The sequence below is a fragment of the Pseudomonas serboccidentalis genome, from assembly GCF_028830055.1.
Classification (GTDB): domain Bacteria; phylum Pseudomonadota; class Gammaproteobacteria; order Pseudomonadales; family Pseudomonadaceae; genus Aquipseudomonas; species Aquipseudomonas serboccidentalis.
On the sequence record NZ_CP101655.1, the window covers coordinates 5,230,119 to 5,252,464 of the forward strand.

General features: G+C 61.7%; 17 protein-coding genes. 8 read left to right on the forward strand and 9 right to left on the reverse strand.

The annotated features are described in order from the left end of the window. The first annotated feature begins 5 nt into the window (after nt 1–5). Complete coding sequence (gene pepN, locus NN484_RS23875) at nt 6–2,663, forward strand: aminopeptidase N (RefSeq protein WP_274658066.1); 2,658 nt, start codon at nt 6–8, stop codon at nt 2,661–2,663. Between the two features lie 157 nt (nt 2,664–2,820). Here pepN and katG read toward each other — a convergent pair whose 3' ends face one another. Beyond that, the gene (gene katG, locus NN484_RS23880; RefSeq protein ID WP_274658067.1) at nt 2,821–5,091 is read right to left on the reverse strand and encodes a catalase/peroxidase HPI; all 2,271 of its coding nucleotides are present in this window, start codon (nt 5,089–5,091) and stop codon (nt 2,821–2,823) included. 337 nt (nt 5,092–5,428) lie between these two features. Here katG and NN484_RS23885 point away from each other — a divergent pair, with 337 nt between their 5' ends. Next, a complete protein-coding gene (locus NN484_RS23885; RefSeq protein ID WP_274658068.1) occupies nt 5,429–7,465 on the forward strand; it encodes a TonB-dependent receptor in 2,037 nt (678 codons plus the stop codon). Nucleotides 7,466–7,572: 107 nt separating this feature from the next. Here NN484_RS23885 and NN484_RS23890 read toward each other — a convergent pair whose 3' ends face one another. Beyond that, complete coding sequence (locus tag NN484_RS23890) at nt 7,573–9,783, reverse strand: LTA synthase family protein (protein ID WP_274658069.1); 2,211 nt, start codon at nt 9,781–9,783, stop codon at nt 7,573–7,575. Between the two features lie 334 nt (nt 9,784–10,117). On the opposite strand from NN484_RS23890, the gene NN484_RS23895 reads away from it, so the two are divergent. Then, nucleotides 10,118–10,612, forward strand: coding sequence for a hypothetical protein (locus tag NN484_RS23895; RefSeq protein WP_127651874.1), 495 nt, complete (start codon nt 10,118–10,120; stop codon nt 10,610–10,612). A gap of 69 nt (nt 10,613–10,681) precedes the next feature. Here NN484_RS23895 and NN484_RS23900 read toward each other — a convergent pair whose 3' ends face one another. The 5 genes from NN484_RS23900 to NN484_RS23920 all read right to left on the reverse strand — a co-directional run bounded on the left by NN484_RS23900 (nt 10,682) and on the right by NN484_RS23920 (nt 14,749). Continuing rightward, complete coding sequence (locus NN484_RS23900) at nt 10,682–11,161, reverse strand: copper chaperone PCu(A)C (RefSeq protein WP_127651875.1); 480 nt, start codon at nt 11,159–11,161, stop codon at nt 10,682–10,684. After that, nucleotides 11,161–11,766, reverse strand: coding sequence for an SCO family protein (locus NN484_RS23905; protein WP_274658070.1), 606 nt, complete (start codon nt 11,764–11,766; stop codon nt 11,161–11,163). Before NN484_RS23905 ends, NN484_RS23900 begins: the two co-directional genes overlap by 1 nt. A gap of 206 nt (nt 11,767–11,972) precedes the next feature. Beyond that, a complete protein-coding gene (locus tag NN484_RS23910; protein WP_215500806.1) occupies nt 11,973–12,767 on the reverse strand; it encodes a helix-turn-helix transcriptional regulator in 795 nt (264 codons plus the stop codon). Nucleotides 12,768–12,813: 46 nt separating this feature from the next. After that, entirely contained in the window at nt 12,814–13,677 is an 864-nt protein-coding gene (locus NN484_RS23915; protein ID WP_274658071.1) for a helix-turn-helix transcriptional regulator, read from the reverse strand. A gap of 148 nt (nt 13,678–13,825) precedes the next feature. After that, nucleotides 13,826–14,749 carry a universal stress protein gene (locus NN484_RS23920; RefSeq protein ID WP_215500804.1) on the reverse strand — a complete coding sequence of 308 codons (924 nt, stop codon included), beginning with the start codon at nt 14,747–14,749 and terminating at the stop codon, nt 13,826–13,828. A 1,376-nt stretch (nt 14,750–16,125) separates the two neighbouring features. Between NN484_RS23920 and NN484_RS23925 the strand changes: the two genes are divergently transcribed. From NN484_RS23925 to NN484_RS23940, 4 genes are all read left to right on the forward strand, one after another. Continuing rightward, nucleotides 16,126–17,199, forward strand: a complete 1,074-nt coding sequence (locus NN484_RS23925) for an NAD(P)-dependent alcohol dehydrogenase (RefSeq protein ID WP_127651880.1) — start codon at nt 16,126–16,128, stop codon at nt 17,197–17,199. A gap of 36 nt (nt 17,200–17,235) precedes the next feature. Then, complete coding sequence (locus tag NN484_RS23930) at nt 17,236–17,451, forward strand: hypothetical protein (RefSeq protein WP_127651881.1); 216 nt, start codon at nt 17,236–17,238, stop codon at nt 17,449–17,451. Nucleotides 17,452–17,489: 38 nt separating this feature from the next. Beyond that, the gene (locus NN484_RS23935) at nt 17,490–18,728 is read left to right on the forward strand and encodes an MgtC/SapB family protein (protein WP_274658072.1); all 1,239 of its coding nucleotides are present in this window, start codon (nt 17,490–17,492) and stop codon (nt 18,726–18,728) included. Nucleotides 18,729–18,866: 138 nt separating this feature from the next. Beyond that, nucleotides 18,867–19,790: a universal stress protein gene (locus NN484_RS23940; protein WP_127651883.1), complete on the forward strand. Its 924-nt coding sequence runs from the start codon at nt 18,867–18,869 to the stop codon at nt 19,788–19,790. Between the two features lie 50 nt (nt 19,791–19,840). Here the strand turns inward: NN484_RS23940 and NN484_RS23945 are convergent, their stop codons facing one another. Beyond that, nucleotides 19,841–20,404, reverse strand: a complete 564-nt coding sequence (locus NN484_RS23945) for a GNAT family N-acetyltransferase (RefSeq protein WP_127651884.1) — start codon at nt 20,402–20,404, stop codon at nt 19,841–19,843. Nucleotides 20,405–20,628: 224 nt separating this feature from the next. Between NN484_RS23945 and NN484_RS23950 the strand changes: the two genes are divergently transcribed. Beyond that, nucleotides 20,629–21,543 carry a universal stress protein gene (locus NN484_RS23950; protein ID WP_127651885.1) on the forward strand — a complete coding sequence of 305 codons (915 nt, stop codon included), beginning with the start codon at nt 20,629–20,631 and terminating at the stop codon, nt 21,541–21,543. An 18-nt stretch (nt 21,544–21,561) separates the two neighbouring features. Here the strand turns inward: NN484_RS23950 and fnr are convergent, their stop codons facing one another. Next, nucleotides 21,562–22,305, reverse strand: coding sequence for a fumarate/nitrate reduction transcriptional regulator Fnr (gene fnr / locus NN484_RS23955; RefSeq protein ID WP_215500799.1), 744 nt, complete (start codon nt 22,303–22,305; stop codon nt 21,562–21,564). Nucleotides 22,306–22,346: the final 41 nt, after the last annotated feature.

The following is a 22,346-nucleotide window of genomic DNA, read 5'->3' on the forward strand; positions in this document are numbered from 1 at the left end:
CCAGCATGCGCACCGAACAACCGAAGATGATTTACCTGAAGGACTATCAGGCGCCCGAGTACCTGATCGACGAGACGCACCTGACCTTCGAATTGTTCGAGGACCACAGCCTGGTCCACGCGCAACTGGTGATGCGCCGCAACCCTGAGCGCGGCCCGGGCTTGCCGCCGCTGGTGCTCGACGGCCAGCAACTGGAGCTGCTGTCGGTGACCATGGCCGACCGGGAACTGGGCGCCGACGACTATCAGCTGACGGAAAACACCCTGACCCTTCAGCCGGCCAGCACCAGCTTCACGGTAGACACCAGCGTCCGGATCCACCCGGAAACCAACACCGCGCTGGAAGGCCTGTACAAGTCCGGCACGATGTTCTGCACCCAGTGCGAGGCCGAAGGCTTCCGCAAAATCACCTATTACCTCGACCGCCCGGACGTGATGAGCAAGTTCACCACCACGGTGGTCGCCGAGCAGCACAGCTATCCGGTGCTGCTGTCCAATGGCAACCCGATCGCCTCGGGTCCGGGCGAAGACGGCCGGCACTGGGCGACCTGGGAAGACCCGTTCATGAAGCCGGCGTACCTGTTCGCGCTGGTGGCCGGTGACCTGTGGTGCGTCGAAGACACGTTCACCACCATGACCCACCGCAACGTTGCGCTGCGCATCTATGTCGAGCCGGAAAACATCGACAAGTGCCAGCACGCGATGAACAGCCTGAAGAAGTCGATGCGCTGGGACGAGGAGGTCTACGGTCGCGAGTACGATCTGGACATCTTCATGATCGTCGCCGTGAACGACTTCAACATGGGCGCGATGGAGAACAAGGGCCTCAACATCTTCAACTCCAGCGCCGTGCTGGCCCGCGCCGAAACCGCTACCGACGCCGCGCACCAGCGGGTCGAGGCAATCGTCGCCCACGAATACTTCCACAACTGGTCGGGCAATCGCGTGACCTGCCGCGACTGGTTCCAGCTGTCGCTGAAAGAAGGCTTCACCGTGTTCCGTGATTCCGGCTTCTCTGCCGACATGAACTCGGCCACGGTCAAGCGCATTCAGGACGTCGCCTATCTGCGTACGCACCAGTTCGCCGAAGACGCCGGCCCGATGGCCCACGCGGTGCGTCCGGACAGCTTCATCGAGATCTCCAACTTCTACACCCTGACCGTGTACGAAAAGGGCTCGGAAGTGGTCGGCATGATCCACACCCTGCTGGGCGCCGACGGCTTCCGCAAGGGCAGTGACCTGTACTTCGAACGCCACGACGGCCAGGCCGTGACCTGCGACGACTTCATCAAGGCCATGGAAGATGCCAACGGTGTCGACCTGACCCAGTTCAAGCGCTGGTACAGCCAGGCCGGCACACCGCGTCTGGCGGTGAGCGAGTCCTACGACGCGGCCGCGAAAACCTACAGCCTGACCTTCCGCCAGAGCTGCCCGGAAACCCCGGACAAGGTGGAAAAACTGCCGTTCGTGATCCCGGTCGAACTGGGCCTGCTCGACCGCCAGGGTAACGAGATTGCCCTGCGTCTGGCCGGAGAAGCGGCGGCGCAAGGCACCAGCCGCGTGATCTCGGTGACCGAAGCCGAGCAGACCTTCACCTTCGTCGACATCGCCGAACACCCGCTGCCATCGCTGCTGCGGGGCTTCTCGGCACCGGTGAAGCTGAGCTTCCCGTACAACCGCGACCAGTTGATGTTCCTGATGCAGCACGACAGCGACGGCTTCAACCGCTGGGATGCCGGTCAGCAATTGTCGGTGCAGGTCCTGCAGGAGCTGATCGCCCAGCAGCAGAAGGGCGAGAGCCTGGCGCTCGATCCGCGGTTGATCTCGGCACTGAAAACCGTGCTGTCCGACGAGTCGCTGGATCAGGCCATGGTCGCCGAAATGCTCTCGCTGCCAAGCGAAGCCTACCTGACCGAAATCAGCGACGTGGCTGACGTCGAGGCGATTCATAACGCTCGCGAATTTGCCCGCAAGCAACTGGCGGACAACCTGTTCGAAGCGCTGTGGCTGCGTTACCAGGCCAACCGCGACCTGTCCAGGCAAACGCCGTACGTGGCCGAGGCCGAGCATTTCGCCCGTCGTGCGTTGCAGAACATTGCGCTGTCGTACCTGATGCTCAGCGGCAAACCAGAAGTGCTGGCCGCCGCCCTTGAGCAATTCGAAACCAGCGACAACATGACCGAGCGCCTGACCGCGCTGGCCGTGCTGGTCAACTCACCGTTCGAAGAGCAGAAAGCCCTGGCGCTGGCGAGCTTCGCCGAGCACTTCAAGGACAACCCGCTGGTCATGGATCAGTGGTTCAGCGTGCAGGCCGGCAGCACCTTGCCGGGCGGTCTGGAGCGCGTGAAAGCCTTGATGCAGCACCAGGCGTTCAACATCAAGAACCCGAACAAGGTGCGCGCACTGGTTGGCGCGTTCGCCGGGCAGAACCTGATCAACTTCCACGCCGCCGACGGTTCGGGCTACCGCTTCCTCGCGGACCTGGTGATCGAACTGAACGGCTTCAACCCGCAGATCGCTTCGCGCCAACTGGCGCCGCTGACCCGCTGGCGCAAATACGACACTGCGCGGCAGGCGTTGATGAAGGCCGAGCTGGAGCGGATTCTGGCTTCGGGGCAGCTGTCGAGTGACGTGTACGAAGTGGTGAGCAAAAGCCTGGCTTAACGCGTAACGAAAGGTGGGAGCCGGTTTGCTCCCACAGTTTTTTGCGTCGTTCACAAATCTCTGTAGGAGCTGCGGCACGCTGCGATCTTTTGATTCTGATCTTGAAAAATCAAAGTCAAAAGATCGCAGCGTGCCGCAGCTCCTACAGGTTTTTGCGTTATTTCAGATCAAACCGATCCAGCTCCATCACTTTGGCCCACGCCGCCACGAAGTCCTTCACGAACTGATCTTTCGCATCAGCACTCGCATACACCTCGGCCAGCGCCCGCAGGATCGCGTTGGAACCAAACACCAGATCGACCCGCGTCGCCGTCCATTTCACGCTGCCGGTTTTGCGGTCGCGTCCTTCGAACTCGTCCGCCGCCGGTGATGTCGGCTTCCACTCCACGCCCATGTCCAGCAGGTTGGTGAAGAAGTCGTTGGTCAGCGCTTCCGTGCGAGAGGTGAACACACCATGACGACTTTGCCCGACGTTGGCCCCCAATACCCGCAGACCACCGAGCAGCACGGTCATTTCCGGCGCGGAGAGGGTCAGCAGTTGGGCTTTGTCGATCAGCAGCGCTTCGGCCGACACCGTGTACTTGCCCTTGCTGTAGTTGCGGAAGCCATCGGCAATCGGTTCGAGGAAACCAAACGACTCGACATCGGTTTGTTCCTGAGTCGCATCGGTACGCCCCGGATTGAACGGCACCGATACCGAGTGCCCGGCGTTTTTCGCCGCTTGCTCGACCCCGGCGTTACCCGCCAGCACGATCAGGTCCGCCAGTGAGACTTTCTTCCCGGATGAGCCGGCATTGAACTCGTTCTGAATGCCCTCGAGGGTTTTCAGCACCTTGTCCAGTTGCTCCGGCTGGTTGGCCTGCCAGAACTTCTGCGGAGCCAGACGCAGACGACCGCCGTTGGCACCGCCACGCTTGTCCGAACCACGGAAGGTGGATGCTGCGGCCCACGCGGTGGAGACCAGTTGCGACACCGTCAGGCCGGACGCCAGCACTTTGCTTTTCAGCGCCGCCGCGTCGTTGCTGTCGATAAGCGGGTGAGTGGCATCGGGAATCGGGTCCTGCCACAGCAGTTCCTCGTTGGGCAATTCCGGGCCGAGGTAGCGCGAGAGCGGGCCCATGTCACGGTGGATCAGTTTGTACCAGGCGCGGGCGAAGGCGTCGGCCAGTTGCTCCGGGTTGGCCAGGAAACGCCGGGCGATCGGCTCGTAGATCGGGTCGAAACGCAGGGCCAGGTCGGAGGTGAGCATGGTGGGCGAGAGTTTCTTGCTCGGGTCGTGCGCATGCGGAACGGTACCGGCGCCGGCACCGTTTTTCGGTTTCCACTGGTGCGCACCGGCCGGGCTCTTGAACAGTTCCCACTCGAAGCCGAAGAGGTTTTCCAGGTAGTTGTTGCTCCATTGGGTCGGGGTGGTGGTCCAGGTCACTTCCAGGCCGCTGGTAATGGTGTCGGCACCCTTGCCGGTGCCGAATGCGTTGCGCCAGCCGAGGCCTTGTTCTTCCAGCCCGGCGGCTTCCGGCTCCGGCCCGACATTGTCGGCAGGGCCGGCACCGTGGGTCTTGCCAAAGGCGTGACCGCCAGCGATCAGCGCCACGGTTTCTTCGTCGTTCATGGCCATGCGGGCGAAGGTTTCGCGGATGTCGCGACCCGAAGCGACCGGATCAGGATTGCCTTCAGGACCTTCCGGGTTGACGTAAATCAGGCCCATCTGCACCGCGGCCAGCGGGTTTTCCAGATTGCGTTCGCCCTGATCGGTGCGGCTTTCCTCTTTGCCATGCAAATCCGGTTCGGCCACCAGCGTACCGTCACCGGGTTCCTGCATGGCGGCCTTGTCTTTGCCGTAACGGCTGTCGCCGCCCAGCCATTCGCGTTCTGAGCCCCAGTACACGTCTTCATCCGGTTCCCAGACATCGGGACGACCACCGGAGAAACCGAAGGTCTTGAAGCCCATCGATTCCAGCGCGACGTTGCCGGTGAGCACGATCAGGTCGGCCCAGGAAATGTTTCGCCCATATTTCTGTTTGATCGGCCACAGCAGGCGCCGCGCCTTATCGAGGCTGACGTTGTCCGGCCAGCTGTTGAGCGGGGCGAAACGCTGCTGCCCGGAACCGGCGCCACCGCGGCCATCGGCGGTGCGGTAGGTGCCGGCGCTGTGCCAGGCCATGCGGATGAACAGCGGGCCGTAGTGGCCGAAGTCGGCGGGCCACCAGTCCTGGGAGTCGGTCATCAGCGCGCGCAGGTCCTGTTTCAGCGCCTGGAAGTCCAGGCTTTTGAAGGCTTTGGCGTAGTCGAAGTCCTTGCCCAGTGGGTCGGACTTGGGCGAGTGCTGGCTGAGGATCTTCAGGTTCAGTTGATTCGGCCACCAGTCACGGTTCGTCGTACCACCACCGGCGGCGTGGTTGAACGGGCATTTCGATTCGTTTGCCATGTTCGGGTCCTTATCAGGTCTTCTGTGGCCGGCTCGTGCCGACTTCGGACTAGTAAGGCTAGACCCGACTCGGGCAGTCAGCTAATAGGCCGACTATTGGGGGCTGATAGCCATAGTCTTTCAGCGTTTTCATGCCGTTGTGCAGGCTGGAAAACCCTCTGAGCGAAGCCGCAGATCCGCGTCCTTGAGCGCTTGCTGCAAGACGAATTGCAAGAATCGGGATGACAGAAAGAAATGTTATTGTATAACATAAAAAAGATTTCATTCTGTTTCTGCCGGCGTCATTAGCAAAACACCGGCAGCGATTCTTATTTTTTCTGCTCACGGAAGTTCTGAAATGCCTGCCCGTTCCCAGCCCCTTCAACGACGCCTGACACCTCTGGCCGCCGCGCTGCTGATTGCCTCGCCGGTGTTCGCTGCCGAGCCGCTCGAGCTACAACCGCAAGTCATCACCGGCAATCCCCTGGGCAGCCAGACCCTGGCATCGCCCTCGACCGTGCTCAGCGGCGACGACCTCACGTTTCAGCAGAAGGGCAGCCTCGGTGAGACCCTGAACAAACAGCCCGGGGTGTCCTCGTCGTACTTCGGCCCGGGCGCGAGTCGGCCGATCATTCGCGGTCAGGACGGTGACCGCATTCGCATCCTGCGCAATGGCGTCGGCGCGTTGGACGCCTCGTCGCTGTCGTACGATCACGCGGTGCCGCTGGACCCGGTCAACGTCGAGCGCATTGAGATCGTCCGTGGCCCGGCGGCTCTGCTGTACGGCGGCAGCGCGATCGGCGGGGTGGTCAACACCTTCGATAACCGCATCCCCACCGAAGCCATCGACGGCATACACGGCGCCGGCGAGTTGCGCTACGGCGGTGCCGACACCACCCGCAGCAGCGCGGGGAAACTGGAGGCCGGCAACGGTCAGTTCGCTTTGCACCTGGATGCCAGCGCTCGTGAGTTCAATGACCTGAAGATTCCCGGTTACGCCAAGACCGGCGCTGCACGCGCCAACGACGACGGCGATTCGCGCAAGCATCGTCTGGCCAACAGCGACGGTCGCCAGGACGGTGGTGCCGTCGGCGGTTCCTACACCTGGGATGACGGTTACGCCGGTTTGTCCTACAGCAATTACGATTCGAACTACGGCTCTCCCGCCGAAGACGACGTGCGCATTCGCATGCAGCAGGAGCACTACGCGTTCGCCTCGGAAATCCGCAACCTCGACGGCCCGTTCAGCTCGATCAAACTCGACGCCGGCTACACCGATTACCAGCACCGGGAAATCGAGGGCGGCGAGGTCGGTACCACGTTCAAGAACAAGGGCTACGAAGCTCGGGTCGAGGCCCGGCATCAGCCACTGGGGCCGTTCAACGGGGTGATCGGCGCCCAGGTCAGCCGCAACGAATTCTCGGCGCTGGGCGAAGAAGCGTTTGTGCCGCACACCGATACCGATGCCGGCGCACTGTTCATTCTGGAAGAGTTACAGGCCACCGAGCGCCTGCTGTTCACCCTCGGCGGGCGACTGGAGCACACCACCGTCGATCCGGATGCCAAAGGCAACGAGCGTTTTGCCAACGCCGACCGCTCCAGCAGTTTCACCGCCGGCAGCCTGTCGTCCGGCGCGGTGTATACGCTGACGCCGATCTGGTCGGTCGCCGCGACATTGGGCTACACCGAGCGCGCGCCGACGTTCTATGAGTTGTACGCCAATGGTGCCCACGTCGCGACTGGCACCTATGAAGTCGGCGACGCCGGGCTGTCGAAAGAAAAAGCCGTGTCCAGCGACCTGGCGTTGCGCTTCGACAACGGCACGCACAAAGGCAGCGTCGGTGTGTTCTATAGCCATTTTTCGAACTACATCGGTCTGCTCGGCACCGGCCGTACACTCAATGATGAAGGGGAGGAGGACGCAGGGGGTATTCCCGAATACACCTACTCGGGCGTGCGCGCACGCTTCAGTGGTATCGAGGCGCAGGATCGCTGGACGCTTGGCGAAAATGCCTACGGCAAGTTTGCTCTGGAGCTGTCAGGCGATTACACCCGCGCCAAGAACCTCGACACCGGCGAAGACCTGCCGCGCATCGCGCCACTGCGCTTGAACAGCGGTTTGCTGTGGGAACTGGATCGCTGGCAGGCGCGGATCGATATCGAACACGCCAGCTCGCAGCATCGTGTGCCGGCCAACGAAAGCAGCACCGATGGCTACACCACGCTGGGCGCCAATGTGGGTTATCACTTTGATGTCGGCCAGAGCAAATGGCTGGCCTTCGTCAACGCCGAGAACCTGACCAACCAGACCGTGCGCTACGCCAGTTCGATCCTGCGCGACATCGCGCCGGCAGAAGGGCGCAGCATTCAGGTGGGCTTGCGCACCACGTTCTGATTAGTTGACCTGTTAACACTCCCCCCTGTAGGAGCTGCCGCAGGCTGCGATCTGTTGATTTTGCTTAAAGATCGCAGCCTGCGGCAGCTCCTACGGGGAGTTTGTGATCAGCTCGATTGCGCAGTGTCGTCCTCCGGCACCGGATCCATCAAATCCTCCTGCCCCGGCAACTCAGTGATCACACTGAAATCCGTGACCTCCACTGCACCCAGCCCATAACCCAGCAAGTGGAACGAGAAGGCCTTGCGCTGTTTCGGGTTGTCGAAACTGAAGTCCATCTCCAATGGCTGATCCGCCGTGGCGACCATCTCCGTCGGCAGGCCCAGTTGCACGTCCTGTTCGAACTCCTTGGCCTTGAGCTGAATGTACGCCGCCTGCTGCGGATCCACCGAACGCACGGTCAGGCGCACGCGAGTGTGCGAGCCTTTGGGCATTTCCAGGTATTGCGCGCCGATCAGGTTGTCGGCCCAGTCATCGTTGATCTGCGCCTGCAGCGGGATGATGTTGTTGCTGCCGAACTGATAGCGCTGATTGAGCGGCGTGCGCAGCAGCGACAGGTCCAGCGCCATGGCGCGGGCGGCAATCTGTCGGGCGTGCTGGCTGCTTTCATTGCCCTTGAAGGTGGCGCTGTCGGCAATGAAACCGGCGCTTTGGTAATAGCGGCAGCGGCGCGGCATGTCGCACTCGGAGAAGATCCCCTGGCCGTTGTGGTAGCGCAGCTTGCCGTTGGTATAGGACATGATTTCGCGCCCGCTGTCGTAGTCGCGAAACAGCGAACGGCCGCTCAACGCCGATGGCACCGGCAAGTCGAAATAGTCGAGGATCGACGCGCTCAGATCGACATGGCCATACACCCCGGCATTCAGTCGCGGCAGTTGTGCCTGTTCCGGCGCCAGCGTCAGGTTGAAGCCCCAGGACGACGCCAGGCGAACGCCATCGATGCCGTGGGATTCGTCCGAGGTGATCACCACCAGTGTGTCTTTCAGCACGCCCTGGCGTTCGAGACCGCTGAGGAACTGCTCCAGCGCATCGTCGAGATAGCCGACGGCGGCCTGCTTCGGCGTGTCGTAACGCTCCAGGTATTCTTCCGGGGCGGAGTAGGGCTGGTGCGTGCCGACAGTCAGCAGGGTGAGCATCCACGGTTGCTTCTGTTTCTTCAGTTGGCCGACGTAATCCAGCGCGCCTTCGAAGAACGCCTTGTCATCCTTGCCCCACGGAAACTCCAGGTAGTTGGCGTTGGTGAACCATTCCAGGCCATGGGTCGCATCGAAACCGATGTGCGGCATGATCTTGTCTTTGGCCATGAAGCGCAGACCGGCGCCTTGCAGGTAATGCGTGCTGAAGCCGTGCTGGCGCAGCTGCGCCGGCAGACACGCCTGATTGCGCTCCTGCTGGGTGAGCATTTCCACGCCTTTGGGCGTGCCGTTGTTGAGTTTGTCGTAATCGCCACAGAGCATGGCGTACAGGCCGCGAATGGTCTGATGGGTATGCAGCACGTAATCCGGGGTGTTCATGCCGCGCTCGGCCCAGCGGCTGAGATTGGGCATCAGGTCTTCCTGATAACGGCTGCCGATGGCCTCGCGGTTGGCGCGGATGTAGGCGCCGGGAATGCCTTCCAGCGCGATGATCAGCACGTTGCGCGCCTGACCCGGTGCGGCCAGCAGCTTGTGTCCGTTGAGGTCCAGATCGGTCAGCCCGGCCATCTGCGGCGCGGGTTCTTCGACGTCACCGTCCAGCCATTCTTCGGCCTGCAACTGCAGATCGGCCACCTGCGAGGCGAGCAAATGATGCGGCAGGTTGTACAGGCGCCACGGGTCATCATCGTTCGGCCACAGGTTCTGCGCGCCCCAGTGCGCGGCGAACAGCAGCGCCGGCGCGGCCCACACCGTGCGGGGCAGGGCAGGCGCGGGTTGGCCGCGATTGGCGAAACGGGTCACCAACCAGAGACTCAGCGCCAACAGCAAGGCAATGCCCAGCGCAGGATGGGCGAGGCCGCCACCGGTGGAGTTTTCCACGAACTGCGGGTCAATCAGGTAATGCAGGTCGGAAGGGTTCGGCAGTCGGCCGACGGCGCTCACCAGCTCGGCCGTCGCCACCGCCAGCAGCCCCCAGAACAGCAGCAACGGCAACGCCAGCCACCACGCACGGCGATGCAGCAACACCACCAGCAGGCTGCCGATCGCCAGGTCGGACAAATAGCCCAACGGCGATGACCAGCCCAACGCCGCGCGCAGGCACACCGGTACGATCAGTACCAGCAGCATCAGGGAAAAGAGGCGGGCGTGCGGCTGCCGCAACCAACGAAAAAGAACGCTCACAAAAAGACCTTCCAGCCATCAAACCGTCATAAAAGTGTGCGCGATGATACCAAGGGTGGGCTGCCTGATCGCCCTTTTAAACACCGGGCTGATCTGCGTCCGCCAGTGCGGCACAAGGCGTGAAACCGCGTCCGGTATACGTGTCAGGCCGATAGCGGCGAATGGACGGGGGTGATACCGACGGCAGATTTATTGTTTCAGACTGTTTAAGGTTTGCCGTCGCAGGCCCTGGCTGGCCGCGTTTCTGGACAGGGTGGTGACCACTCAGTAGCATTCGAGCCCAACGGATTTTCCCTTTGCACGTCGCCCGGCGTGGATCTCTCAAGGAATCGGCATGCGCGACACCCCCAATGTCCAACAACGAACCGTCGTGACCCTGGTCAACGGCGAGATTCACCGTGAAACCCAGGTCAGTTTCAGCTCGGTGTCGGTGGTCAATGGCGAGGTTCGAGTGCATACCACTGACGGCGATCGAATAGACGTTCAGGTGCCCGGGGCGGACTTCTCCCTGCGCTTTGATCTGGACGGGATGCAGCAAATTCCGCTGGCGCAGCAGACGCCGGTTGAAACGGTGCCTGTCGATGACAGCCTGAAGTTGTTCACCGGGAAAACCGTGCTGATCACCGTCGGATTGTGGACGGTGGTCAATTGGGTGACGGGGTGGCTGGGGTTCTTCGCGGCGGTCGGTTATCTCGGCTATCGCTGGCGTCAGGTGCTCAAGCGCAAGCAGCAGTTGGCTGAGGTAAAAACGCAGAAACCCGCACCTGTTTCCCGCTCGGGGATGTCCAGAGAAAGCGTGCGCAATGCATTGGCCCGCAAGCGCCCCTGAACGACGCGAAAAAAAACGGGGCGGCCTGATGATTCAGGCCGCCCCGTTTTTTATTACCGCTCAGTCAGATCAATGCATTTTGCTGTGATCGTGGCCTTGCATATTGGTCAGCGAACGGACTTCGGCTTTCACCTCAACGGTCTCTTTCTCGCCCTTGGCGTTTTCCACGGTCAGGGTCAGCGGCACGCTTTCGCCTTCCTTGAGCTGGCCGTTCAGACCCATCAGCATCACGTGGTAGCCATTCGGGTCGAAGGTGACCGCTTTGCCGGCCGGCAGGTCGACCGACTTGACCGGGCCCATGCTCATCACGTCGTTCTTCATCGACATTTCGTGGATCTGCACATCTTTGGCCACCGGCGAGGCCACGCTCAGCAGTTTGCTGTCGCTGTCGGCGGTGACGGTCATGAATGCGCCGCTGGCCGATTGGGTCGGCACGGTCGCACGCACCCAGGCGTCGTCGACCTGGGTCTGGGCCGAGGCTTGAAACGCCAGGCCCAACAGGGACAGACCGAAAACGGCGCGTTTGATGTTGTTCAGAACGGGGTGCATCAGCAGACCTCCATAACGGTGAGCAAATCTTCCGTGCACTCTTGTGCCGAAAGCGATACAGACAGACCCATGCGCAGCTGGCCGCGCGAGTCGTAGACGTAACTGGTGGACGTGTGGGAGATGGTGTAGGTGTCGCCCGCCGGCACTTTCTCGTAGAACACGTCGAATTCCTTGGCGGTGGCCTTGGTTTCTTCCAGCGTGCCGTACAGCGCGACGAAGCTCGGGTCGAAGGCTTTGACGTAGGCGTCGAGGATTTGCGGCGTGTCGCGTTCCGGGTCCAGGGTGATGAAGATCACCTGTAGACGGTCGCCGTCCTTGCCCATCAGCTTCTTGATTTGCGCCGCGCGGGCGAGGGTGGTCGGGCACACCGCCGGGCATTGGGTGAAGCCGAAGAAGATCATCGGCATCATGCCGCGGAAGCTCGACAGCGTCATGGTTTCGCCGTCGATGTTCTTCAGTTTGAAGGTGCGTCCGAGGATCTTGTCACTCAGGTCCTTGCCGTACTTGTACGACAGTTGGCCACGGGTGTCGCAGCCGGTGAGCAGGCCCAGGCCCAGTACGCCCATTCCCGCAAGCACCTTGCGGCGAGTCAACAAAGCCGTCATCTAATACCGCCTTTTGCAGCCCGTCAGTCGGCAGGACTGGCGGGGGGTTAACCGTAAAAGCGGCGCATGATACCAAACTGAAGGCAACCGCCGGCCGCGGATCGCCGCGCAGCATAGGATCGGGCGACAAAAGGTGTAAGAAAAAGTGACGAGTGCCTACTGGACACTGACCTCATTGGTGCGCGAGCTGTCGATGCTGTTCGCGATCAGGCCCCGGCCATCCAGCGCGCCAGACCATGCCGCCCGCTGACCCCGAGTTTGGCGGTCGCACGCTTGAGGTAGGTCTCGACCGAGCTGCTCTTGACCCGTAGCTTCTCGGCCAGTTGTGGCACGGTGCCGCCGCTCAGCAGCCCGAGGCAGACCTCCTTCTCCCGGACCGACAAGACGATGCCGCCCAGCGCCAGACGTTCATCGAACACCTGCTGCAACGGCGCCTGCTCCAGGTCCGCCAGTGGCAGGCGCGGCTGTTTGGCGATGATCTGCCGACTGAGCTGCGCGTGGCGCTCGATCAGGGGCAGCAGGGTGTCGGACAGGCTTTTGAGAAACGACAGCTCCGGCAGGGAAAACACCCGTTGCGTATGCGGTCGATAGAACGAGATGACACAACGGCGGTTGGAGGTGCGAGACACCAGATTGCACTGGTGCACGCTGTGCTGCGGATGTCGGGGCTGGAGCGACGCTTTGAGTTGAATCAGCAGTGAGTCATTCATCTCGATCATCTTCTGCAACAGCGGATGATCGTCCGGGCGCAGCAACGAATCCGGCGCCGGGAAGGTCTGCGGCAGGCCGGCGCTGCCCAGCGCCTTGATCTCGACCACGCTGGCCTGGCGTTCGTCCAGCGTCCATTCGCTGAGATCGACGCGGTTGACCGGCACCAGCGTGTCGACCAACTGGAACAGGTTGCTGGCGAAATGATCATCGCCAGTGCTGGCAATCAGTTCCCCCAGTTGCCAGTAGAAATGCGGGTTTTCCATGTTGCGAATGCTGCCGGTCAGATTCATATCCTTATCATCCCTGGTTCCGAGTCATCACCGAGTCGTCTGCTTTTTATGTAAAAGCCGCCCACGCAATCGCCTCTCCTTGAAACTGATCCGGGGCGGGATTCAAGCCGATGGTTTTATCCCGCGTCGCAATCTCAGGGACAACGGGTTCAGGCAGCGGAGGTGGCGTGGTGTGGTGGGTGTCGTCGGGTGAATACATCCAGCGCATCAACGAGTGCCGGCCGCTGATCCCGAGTTTGATCGCGGCGCGTTTGAGGTAGCTTTCCACGGTATTGACCTTCAACTGCAACTGCTCGGCCAGCTCCGGCGCAGTGCGCCCGGCGAGCAGGCCGACGCACACCTCTGTCTCGCGATTGGACAGGCTCAGGCCCAACTGCTGCAGGCGTTCGCCGAAGCGCTGGCGCAGGTTGCCCAGGCCCGGTTGTGTGCCGTCGGCGTTGGGCGACTGATCGTGGGCGTTGGCCCGTACCGGTTGCAGGGCATGAATGTGTTTTTCGACCATCGGCAACAGCACCGGAGAAATATCCTCCAACAAGCTTCGCTCCTGGGCCGAGAAGCGCTGCGACTGATCGTTGCGATACACCGAGATCACATAGCGGTAACCGTCCTTGCGCCGGGTCAGGTGCAGTTGCGAGGCTTCGGCGCTGGTCGGGTGTAGGTCAGCCAGCTCGGCGGTGCGCGCGGCACTGTGCTCGGAGAACAACGTTTCGGCCAGCAGGGCCGGGTCTTTGCCGATGTCCGCCTGGCGGCGGTTCGCGGTGTGGCCCATCGGCTCAACGCGCAACTGGCGGATGTGCGTGGCGTCCACCGCGAGTTGAGTCTGGATCAGGTCATGCAACATCCGCGGGAAGTGCCGGCTGCCGGTGCTGGCGATGACTTTACCGATCTGAGGGAACAGGTGTGAGTTCATAAGCGTCATCCATGATTGACAGGTGAAACGATCCATTCCTGACCTTGCATCGACCGTGTTCCCTGGTCGACACAATGTCAGGAATTGGATCCTATCCTAGTACAACGTTTGGAAGACGGTTTAATGCAGGTGTTATTGGCTCATCACCTCATTCGAGCCTTTCCGGCGCCACCACCCACACGCTGCACGGCATTCTGTACAGCAGGTGTTCGACGGTGCTGCCGATCAGGCGGCCCAGGCCCCGATGAGCGACGCGGCCCATGACAATCATGTCGATGTCATACGCGTCGGCGTAGCTGGCGAGGACCTTGGCCGGATCGCCCATGATCATGTGCTGGTTTTCTGCCGGAATGTCGTTGCGCTCGGCCAATTCACGGAAGGCTTCGCCCTGGGCGTCGAACAGCAACTTGGCGGCGTTTGAGGAGAAGAACGCCGAGGCACGGTCGAAGCCGAATTCGGCGGCGCTGATCGAGGACAGGTCATGGGCGTAGATCACGTCGAGTTCAGCGTTGCACGAGCTTGCCAGTTTGCTGGCTTCGTACAGAATCCGGTCGTTGAGGCCTTTGTATTGACCGTCGCGATGGAACGGGTCGACCGCCGCGACAATCCGGCGCGGCAGGGCGTGTTGCACATGGCTGACGAAGTGCAGCGGCACCGGGCATTCACGCAGCAGGTGCACATCCAGCGGGGTGAACATCAGGCGCGACAGCAGCGATTCGTGATCCAGCGCCTTGATCAGCGCCGCCATCGGTTGTTCGCGCAGGTGGATGAGGATTTCCTGCAACGGCCGTTCGACCCAGACCACTTCCGTGGTGACGTGCACGCCAAGCTTGCGCAGCGGCCGGGCCTGATCTTCGAGCCATTGGTGATGGCGCTCGACGTAGCCCAGACGCATCTGCTCCAGCGCCTGTTCGTTGACCAGCCCGGCGGTGGCCAGGCCTTCCAGGTAGTCGAACGCGACGATGTGCAACGCTGCATCGGACGCCTTGGCCAGGGCGGCTGCGCGTTCGAAAGCTGGGCTGTTTTTCATCAGCGGCGACACCACCAGCATGAAACGCGATTGCTCAGACATGACAAATCTCCCGTGGTTGATCGCACACGCGACGCGAAAAGGCGACGCTGTGTTCGGGCCGTGAGCCTTGCGCCCATCGTGGCGCTGGCGCCGGGGGGCGGCTTGATATTTGTCAAAGGGAGGCGTTGCCGCCGCCGGTGACCGGACGCGCGGTCTGTGTTGGCTGGGCTGGCCCCTTCGCGAGCAAGCTCGCTCCTACAGTTTTACTGCGATGAACACACTTCTCGCACCCGCCACAGATCCAATGTAGGAGTGAGCCTGCTCGCGATAGCGGTGGGGCAGCCAGTGCAGATGTTGACTGGACTGGCCCCTTCGCGAGCAAGCTCACTCCTACAGTTTTTACAGTGGTGCACACACTTATCGCACCCGCCACAGATCCAGTGTAGGAGTGAGCCTGCTCGCGATAGCGGTGGGGCAGTCAGTGCAGATGTTGACTGGGCCGGCCTCTTCGCGAGCAGGCTCACTCCTACAGGTTTACTGCGGTGAATGCTCTTCTCACGTCCGCCGCAGATCCAATGTAGGAGCGAGCCTGCTCGCGATAGCGGTGGGGCAGTCAGTGCAGATTTTGGCTGGGCTGGCCTCTTCGCGAGCAGGCTCACTCCTACAGTTTTACTGCGGTGAACACACTTCTCGCGTCCGCCGCAGATCCAATGTAGGAGCGAGCCTGCTCGCGATAGCGGTGGGGCAGTCAGTGCAGATGTTGACTGGGCCGGCCTCTTCGCGAGCAGGCTCACTCCTACAGTTTTACTGCGATGAACACACTTATCGCACCCGCCGCAGATCCAATGTAGGAGTGAGCCTGCTCGCGATAGCGGTGGGGCAGCCAGTGCAGATGTTGACTGGGCTGGCCTCTTCGCGAGCAGGCTCGCTCCTACAGGTTTACTGCGATGAACACACTTCTCGCGTCCGCCGCAGATCCAATGTAGGAGTGAGCCTGCTCGCGATGGCGGTGGGGCAGCCAGTGCAGCTGTTGGCTGGGCTGGCCTCTTCGCGAGCAGGCTCACTCCTACAGTTTTACTGCGATGAACACACTTCTCGCACTCGCCACAGATCCAATGTAGGAGTGAGCCTGCTCGCGATGGCGGTGGGTCAGTCAGTGCAGATGTTGACTGGGCTGGCCTCTTCGCGAGCAGGCTCACTCCTACAGGTTTTACAGTGGTGCACACACTTACAGCACCCGCCACAGATCCCGTGTGGGAGCGAGCTTGCTCGCGAATGCGGTGGCGCAGTCGGTGCAGATGTTGGCTGGAATGCGCTCTTCGCGAGCAGCGCGGCGGGCTGATTCATGGATTGTTGACCATTATCAATTTCGGGACCGTGATGGCGGCGCAGTCTTGATGACGACTCAAGCTGCGACTCGCTCGGAGGAATTGACCATGGCCACCATGAAAGCGGCGATCTTCGTCGAAAAGAACCGCATTGTGCTCGAAGACAAACCTATTCCGGAGGTCGGGCCACTGGATGCGCTGGTCCGTGTCACCACCACGACCATCTGCGGCACTGACATACATATTCTGCGCGGCGAATACCCGGTGGCCAAAGGGCTGACCATCGGTCACGAGCCGGTGGGCGTCATCGAACGGCTGGGTTCGCAAGTGCGTGGCTTCGTTGAAGGACAGCGGGTGATTGCCGGGGCCATCACCCCCAGCGGACAAAGTTACGCGTGCCTGTGCGGCTGTGGCTCGCAGGACGGCCCGGACACCCGCCACGGTTTCAAGGCGATTGGCGGCTGGAAGTTCGGCAACACCATCGACGGCTGCCAGGCCGAATACGTGCTGGTGCCGGACGCCTTGGCGAACCTGTGTCCGATCCCTGATGGCTTGAGCGACGAACAGGTGCTGATGTGCCCGGACATCATGTCCACCGGGTTTTCCGGGGCGGAGCGCGGGGAGATCAACATCGGCGACAGTGTCGCGGTGTTTGCCCTCGGGCCGATTGGCCTGTGTGCCGTGGCCGGTGCGCGGCTCAAGGGCGCGACCACGATCATCGGCGTCGATGCCGTGCCGGAGCGCATGAGCGTCGCACGGCGGCTGGGCGCGACCCACGTGGTCAACTTCAAGGATGGCGACGTGGTCGAGCAGATCATGGCCTTGACCGATGGCCGTGGCGTCGACGTGTCCATTGAAGCGCTGGGTACTCAGGGCACGTTCGAATCGGCATTGCGGGTGCTGCGCCCCGGTGGCCGCTTGTCGAGCCTGGGGGTGTATTCCAGCGACCTGCACATCCCGCTCGGTGCCTTCGCCGCTGGCCTGGGCGATTACAGCATCGTCTCGACCCTGTGTCCCGGCGGCAAGGAGCGCATGCGCCGCTTGATGGCGGTGGTGCAAAGCGGTGCGGTGGATCTGTCGCCGCTGGTAACCCATCGCTTCAAACTCGATGACATCGAGGCGGCGTATGAACTGTTTGCACACCAGCGTGACGGGGTCATGAAAGTGGCGATCACTCCTTGAACAACGGCTCCTTTTCGATTTGACGGAGGCTTTTCGATGAACATCGATATCAGTGCAACGGCGGTGCCGCACGGCTGGGTTGTGTCGCTGGATGATTGTCGTGTGTACTTCAATCAGTTGGAGGACGCTCAAGCATTTGTCAGCCAACTCAAGGCCCGCATCGACGCGCCACACCCCTGGCCGCAAGCAACTGAACGCAAAGTGTTTGCACTGCCGGCACCGGCCGGAGCTGTGGAGGCTGTCGCGGGCTGAATCCGATTGGCGCAGGGACGAGGCAAGGCAAATCGACGATGAATGAATCCCTTGGCATGATGGGGGCGGCGGCTGCCTTGGGCATTGGCATGCTCGTCGGTCTTGAGCGCGAACGTCACAAGGGTTCCGGAGAGCGTCGAGGCAGCGCAGGTTTGCGTACATTCGCGATCACCGCATTGCTGGGCTACACCGCGATGGCGGTGGGGGCGGCGCTGTTGGTCGGGATTGTCGCGATCGGTTTGACGTTGCTGATCACCGTCGCCTATTGGCGCGGGCGCGATGACGATCCCGGCGTGACTAGCGAAGTGGCGCTGATCACCGTGCTCATACTGGGCGCGTTGTGCACCCGCTCTGCCGAACTGGCGGTCGCCATTGGCGTGGTGGTGGCGGGATTGCTGACGTATCGGGAAAAGCTGCATGACTTCGCGATCAGTCAGTTGAGCGAAACCGAAATGCGCGACGGCCTGGTCTTGCTGATTACCGCGCTGGTGGTCTTGCCGTTGACGCCGGACCGTTACATCGGGCCTTACGCCGCGATCAATCTGCGCACCATTTGCACCTTGACGGTGTTACTGATGCTGGTGGGGGCGGCCGGGCACATCGCGGTGCGGACGCTGGGCGTTCGTTACGGCTACGCCATCAGCGCCATCGCCTCCGGTTTCGCGTCCAGCACCGTGACCATTGCGACCATGGGCCATCGGGTCGCCCGAGAACCTTCGAATCTACGGGTTCTCAGCGCGGCGGCGCTGCTGTCCAATCTGGCGACCATGATTCAGACCGGGCTGATTCTCGCCGCAGTCGATCCAGCCTTGTTGCGCAACATGTGGCTGCCGTTAATGGCCGGCAGTATTGCTACGCTGATTTACAGCGCCTGTCTGATGTTTCCCCGGCCGACCCGAGGGGCTGCCGAGACGATGTCGGTGGGCGGCGCATTCAATCCGAAACTTGCCGTGGTCGTTGCCTTGACCATGACGGCGATCACCCTGGTGTCGTCGGCAATGCTCAGTCACTTTGGTCAGGTGGGTGTGATGCTCACCGCCACCTTCAGCGGATTTGCCGATGCCCACGCCTCGACCGCGTCTATCGCCGGGTTGGCCAAGGCCGGTCTGTTACCGGTGGAGGCGATTGTCGGTCCCGCCCTGATCGCGATCAGCAGCAACTCGCTGAGCAAATGCGTGGTGGCCTGGGTCGGCGGTGGCCGGCGTTTCGCCGCTTATGTGATTCCCGGGCAGGTGCTGCTGACCCTGGCGATGTGGGCCGGCAGCTTGTGGTACTGAAACAGCGGCGGCGAGGGTTCGATGTTGGCCTCGGGGCGTGTCATGCAGAGCTGATCAAGATCAACTCGCCGGCGGCAGGAACGCGCAATCTGGAACCCTGTTCACTCGATCCAGATGGCCATCGTGCCGAGGTGCCCCATGTCGCAGACTCCGCGTTTACTGTTGATCGCTCCCCCAGCCATGACCCACACACCGGCGTTCGAACGTGCCGCTGCGCTGGCAGTCGCCATGCAACTGCCGTTGCACATTGTCGCCTTCGACTATTTGCAGGCGCTGGCCGTGGTGGGCCTGTTCGCCCCCGAACAAATCCGCCTGGCCCGAGACGGTTATCTGCGTACCCATCGCCAATGGCTGGCCGAACAGGCCGGCTTGCTCGCGCGCCATGGCATCGAGGTCACCAGCGAGGTGGTCTGGGTGCAACATCCGTATGAAGAAGTTCTGCAGTTCGTCAACGAGATGCCGCTGGCGCTGATCATCAAGGATGCGCAGCAGGAATCGGCATTGAAGCGGGTGTTTTACACGCCGCTGGATTGGCAGTTGCTGCGTGATTGCCCGGCGCCGGTGCATCTGGTCACCGATGACGTCCACCCACGGCCGCGCAGTGTGCTGGCGATTATCGACGTGCTGCGCAGTGAGGATCAGGATCTGGTGTTCAACGATCAGATTGTGAAAGCTGCCACCCGGCTGGCCGAGCAATGTGATGCCCGGCTGGAGTTGCTGCATGTTTACGACTGGACGTCGGTGTACGCCACGGACATGGGTTATGGCGCGCTGCCCCTGGCCACCGGGATCTATGAATCTTTGGGCAGTGCGCAACACGAGGCGTTTGCGGCCCTGGCCGAACGCCATGGTGTGCCGCCGACCCACCGACACTTTGTCGAGGGGCCGCCGGTGTCGAGCATTTGCGAGTTCGCCGCAGAACATCACACCGACGTGATCGTGATGGGCACGGTGCAGCATCATGGTTTGAACAAGTTGTTGGGCACCACCGCCGAACAGATCCTGCACCGCGCGCCTTGCAGTGTGCTGGCGATCAAACCGGGACATACGCTGCAGTCGTGAAGGCAATCGCCCGGTGATGAGTCCTGACGGGCCCATCACCGGGCGATTTTTTACAGTTGAAGACGGTGTATGACCTGCCGGCTGTCGTCAGGATCATGATGGGTTTCGAAGTTCAGCGTCCGGGCCAGTTCACGCATCGGTTCGTTGCTGGCGACGTCGACCGAATACATCTGGTGAAAGCCGTTCTTGCGCGCAGCCTTGATCAGGTGCTCCATCAACAGCGTGCCCAGTCCCAGGTGCTGCCATTCATCGGCAACGGTCACGGCGCATTCACATTCATGCTCGCCGGTGGCGGCATAACGACTGATGCCGATTTCGATCAACTGGCCGTCTTCATGCACCAGCGCGATGAAGGCCGTGCGCTTCTTGTTATCGGTGTCCATCAGTTGGTCGAGCATCGCCGTGCCGGGTTCGCTGATCTGCGCCAGAAAACGCATGTGCCGGGACTCGGGTGACAGGCGCTTGATGAAGGCGTATTCACGCTCACGGTCCTTTTCCGCCAACGGGCGGATCAACACGTGGCGCCCATCCTTGACGGCTTCAATCCAGTATTGCCCGGAGACTGCGGCGTACGCCGCCACGGCCCGATCGTTGTGGTCTTTGACAGTAAGCATGGGGTAATCCTCCATCCGGTTTGAAAGGCTGACACGCGGTGACCAATTGCTCTTTCTTTCCTTTCTACGCCGTTGCCGGTGTCTGGATCTGATCTGGATCAGACACACGCGATGGCGCCACTGATTGGCTTGTGTTTGATGTAAATCAACGTCAGGCAGGGGGCCGCGAGCGCAGGCTGAAACCTTGCCGGCCTGTCAGCGCCGGTGCCGAGCGGAGGTGTGTGATGGGGCAATATCAACGTTTGCTGCTGGTCGCCGACCAGACCCTGCATCAGTCGCCCGCCATGCTGCGCGCAATGGCACTGGCCAAGGCGAGCGGGGCTGCGCTGGATGTGCGGGCCTTTGTCGAACCGGTGCCGGTGGCGCACCTGTGGGAAGACAAGATCGATGAGGTCGACGCGCAACGCTATCTGCGCCGCTACCGACGCTGGATCGCCGATGAGGTCGAACGGCTCAACGGCCATGGCCTGAAGGTCACCGTGGACGTGGTGTTCACCACCCATCCGTTGCTGGAAATCCTCAAGACCGTGCAGACCCTCAAGCCCGATCTGCTGATCAAGGATGTGACGTTGGAGCCGGTGCTCAAACGGGTCTTCGTCACGCCGCTTGATTGCCACTTGCTGCGCGAATGTCCGGTCCCGGTGCACCTGGTCAATCAGATTCGTTACGCCTTACCGCACCGAGTGGTGGCGGCAGTGGACCCGTTCGATCCGGCCACGCAGATCAACGGCTTGAACGACACCATCATCCAGACCGCCAATGCTCTGGCCCTGCAGTGCGATGCGCCGTTGCACCTGCTGTACGCTTACGACTTGTCGGCGGCGTTCAACGGTGATGCGCCGCTGGTCACCGGCGGCTGGAACGGCAACTTCGTCGAAGAGCTGCGCGAGTCCCTGCATCAGGCCTTCGTCACCCTGGCTGATCGCTACGGCGTGCCACCGGAGCGTCGGCATTTTGCCATGGGCTTGCCGGTGCCGGTGATCAGCGAGTTTGTCGAGCAATACCTGGCGGACGTGGTGGTGATGGGCACGGCGCATCGGGTCGGCATGGATCGCTTGATCGGCAGCAACACCGAGCGCGCGTTGTATTCAGTGCCGGGCAGCATTCTGGCGGTCAGACAATGCGGCGACGCTGGCTAGCGCTCGCCGGAGCAGGGATCAGCGAGGCGAGCGGTGGCAGCCGGCAAGCAATTGCTTGAGGCCGTCCATGTTCTGGATCCGGACGTTGCGGCCGCTGATTTCCACCAGCCCCTGATCGCGCAGGTGGGCGATGCCGCGGCAGATGGTTTCCAGGCGCAACCCGAGGTAGGAGCCGATTTCCTCGCGGCGCATTTTCAGCACGAAATCCTTGGAGGAATAGCCGCGGATGCTCAAGCGTTGCGACAGATTGAGCAGAAACGCCGCCAGCCGCTCATCCGAGTTCATGTTGCCCATCAGCATCAACATACTGTGGTCACGCACGATTTCACGGCTCAGCAACCGGTTGAGGTTGTGCTGCAGCGACGGCAGGTTCTGCGCGAGCTTTTCCAGGTGCGCAAAGTGGATCGGGCAGACCTCGCTGTCCTCCAGCGCAAAGGCGTTGCAGGCATGCTCGTCGGCGCTGATGGCGTCCAGCCCAAGCATCTCGCCCGGGATGTGAAACCCGGTGACCTGTTCACGCCCGTCGACTGACAGCATGCTGGTCTTGAACGAACCGATCCGCACGGCGTACAGCGAACGCAGGGGATCGCCGGTGCGGTACAGCGCCGTGCCCTTTTTGACTTTGACCCGCTGCACGATCAGCGTGTCCAGACGCTCGACTTCCGCACCGTTCAAGCCGATCGGCAGACACAACTCCAGCACGCTGCAGTTGGAGCACGCGGCCTTGAGATGCTGCGCGTGGAACGGAAGTACTTCTGACATGGGAGCTATTACGCCTCTGTGGGTGCATTGAGCATAGGTGT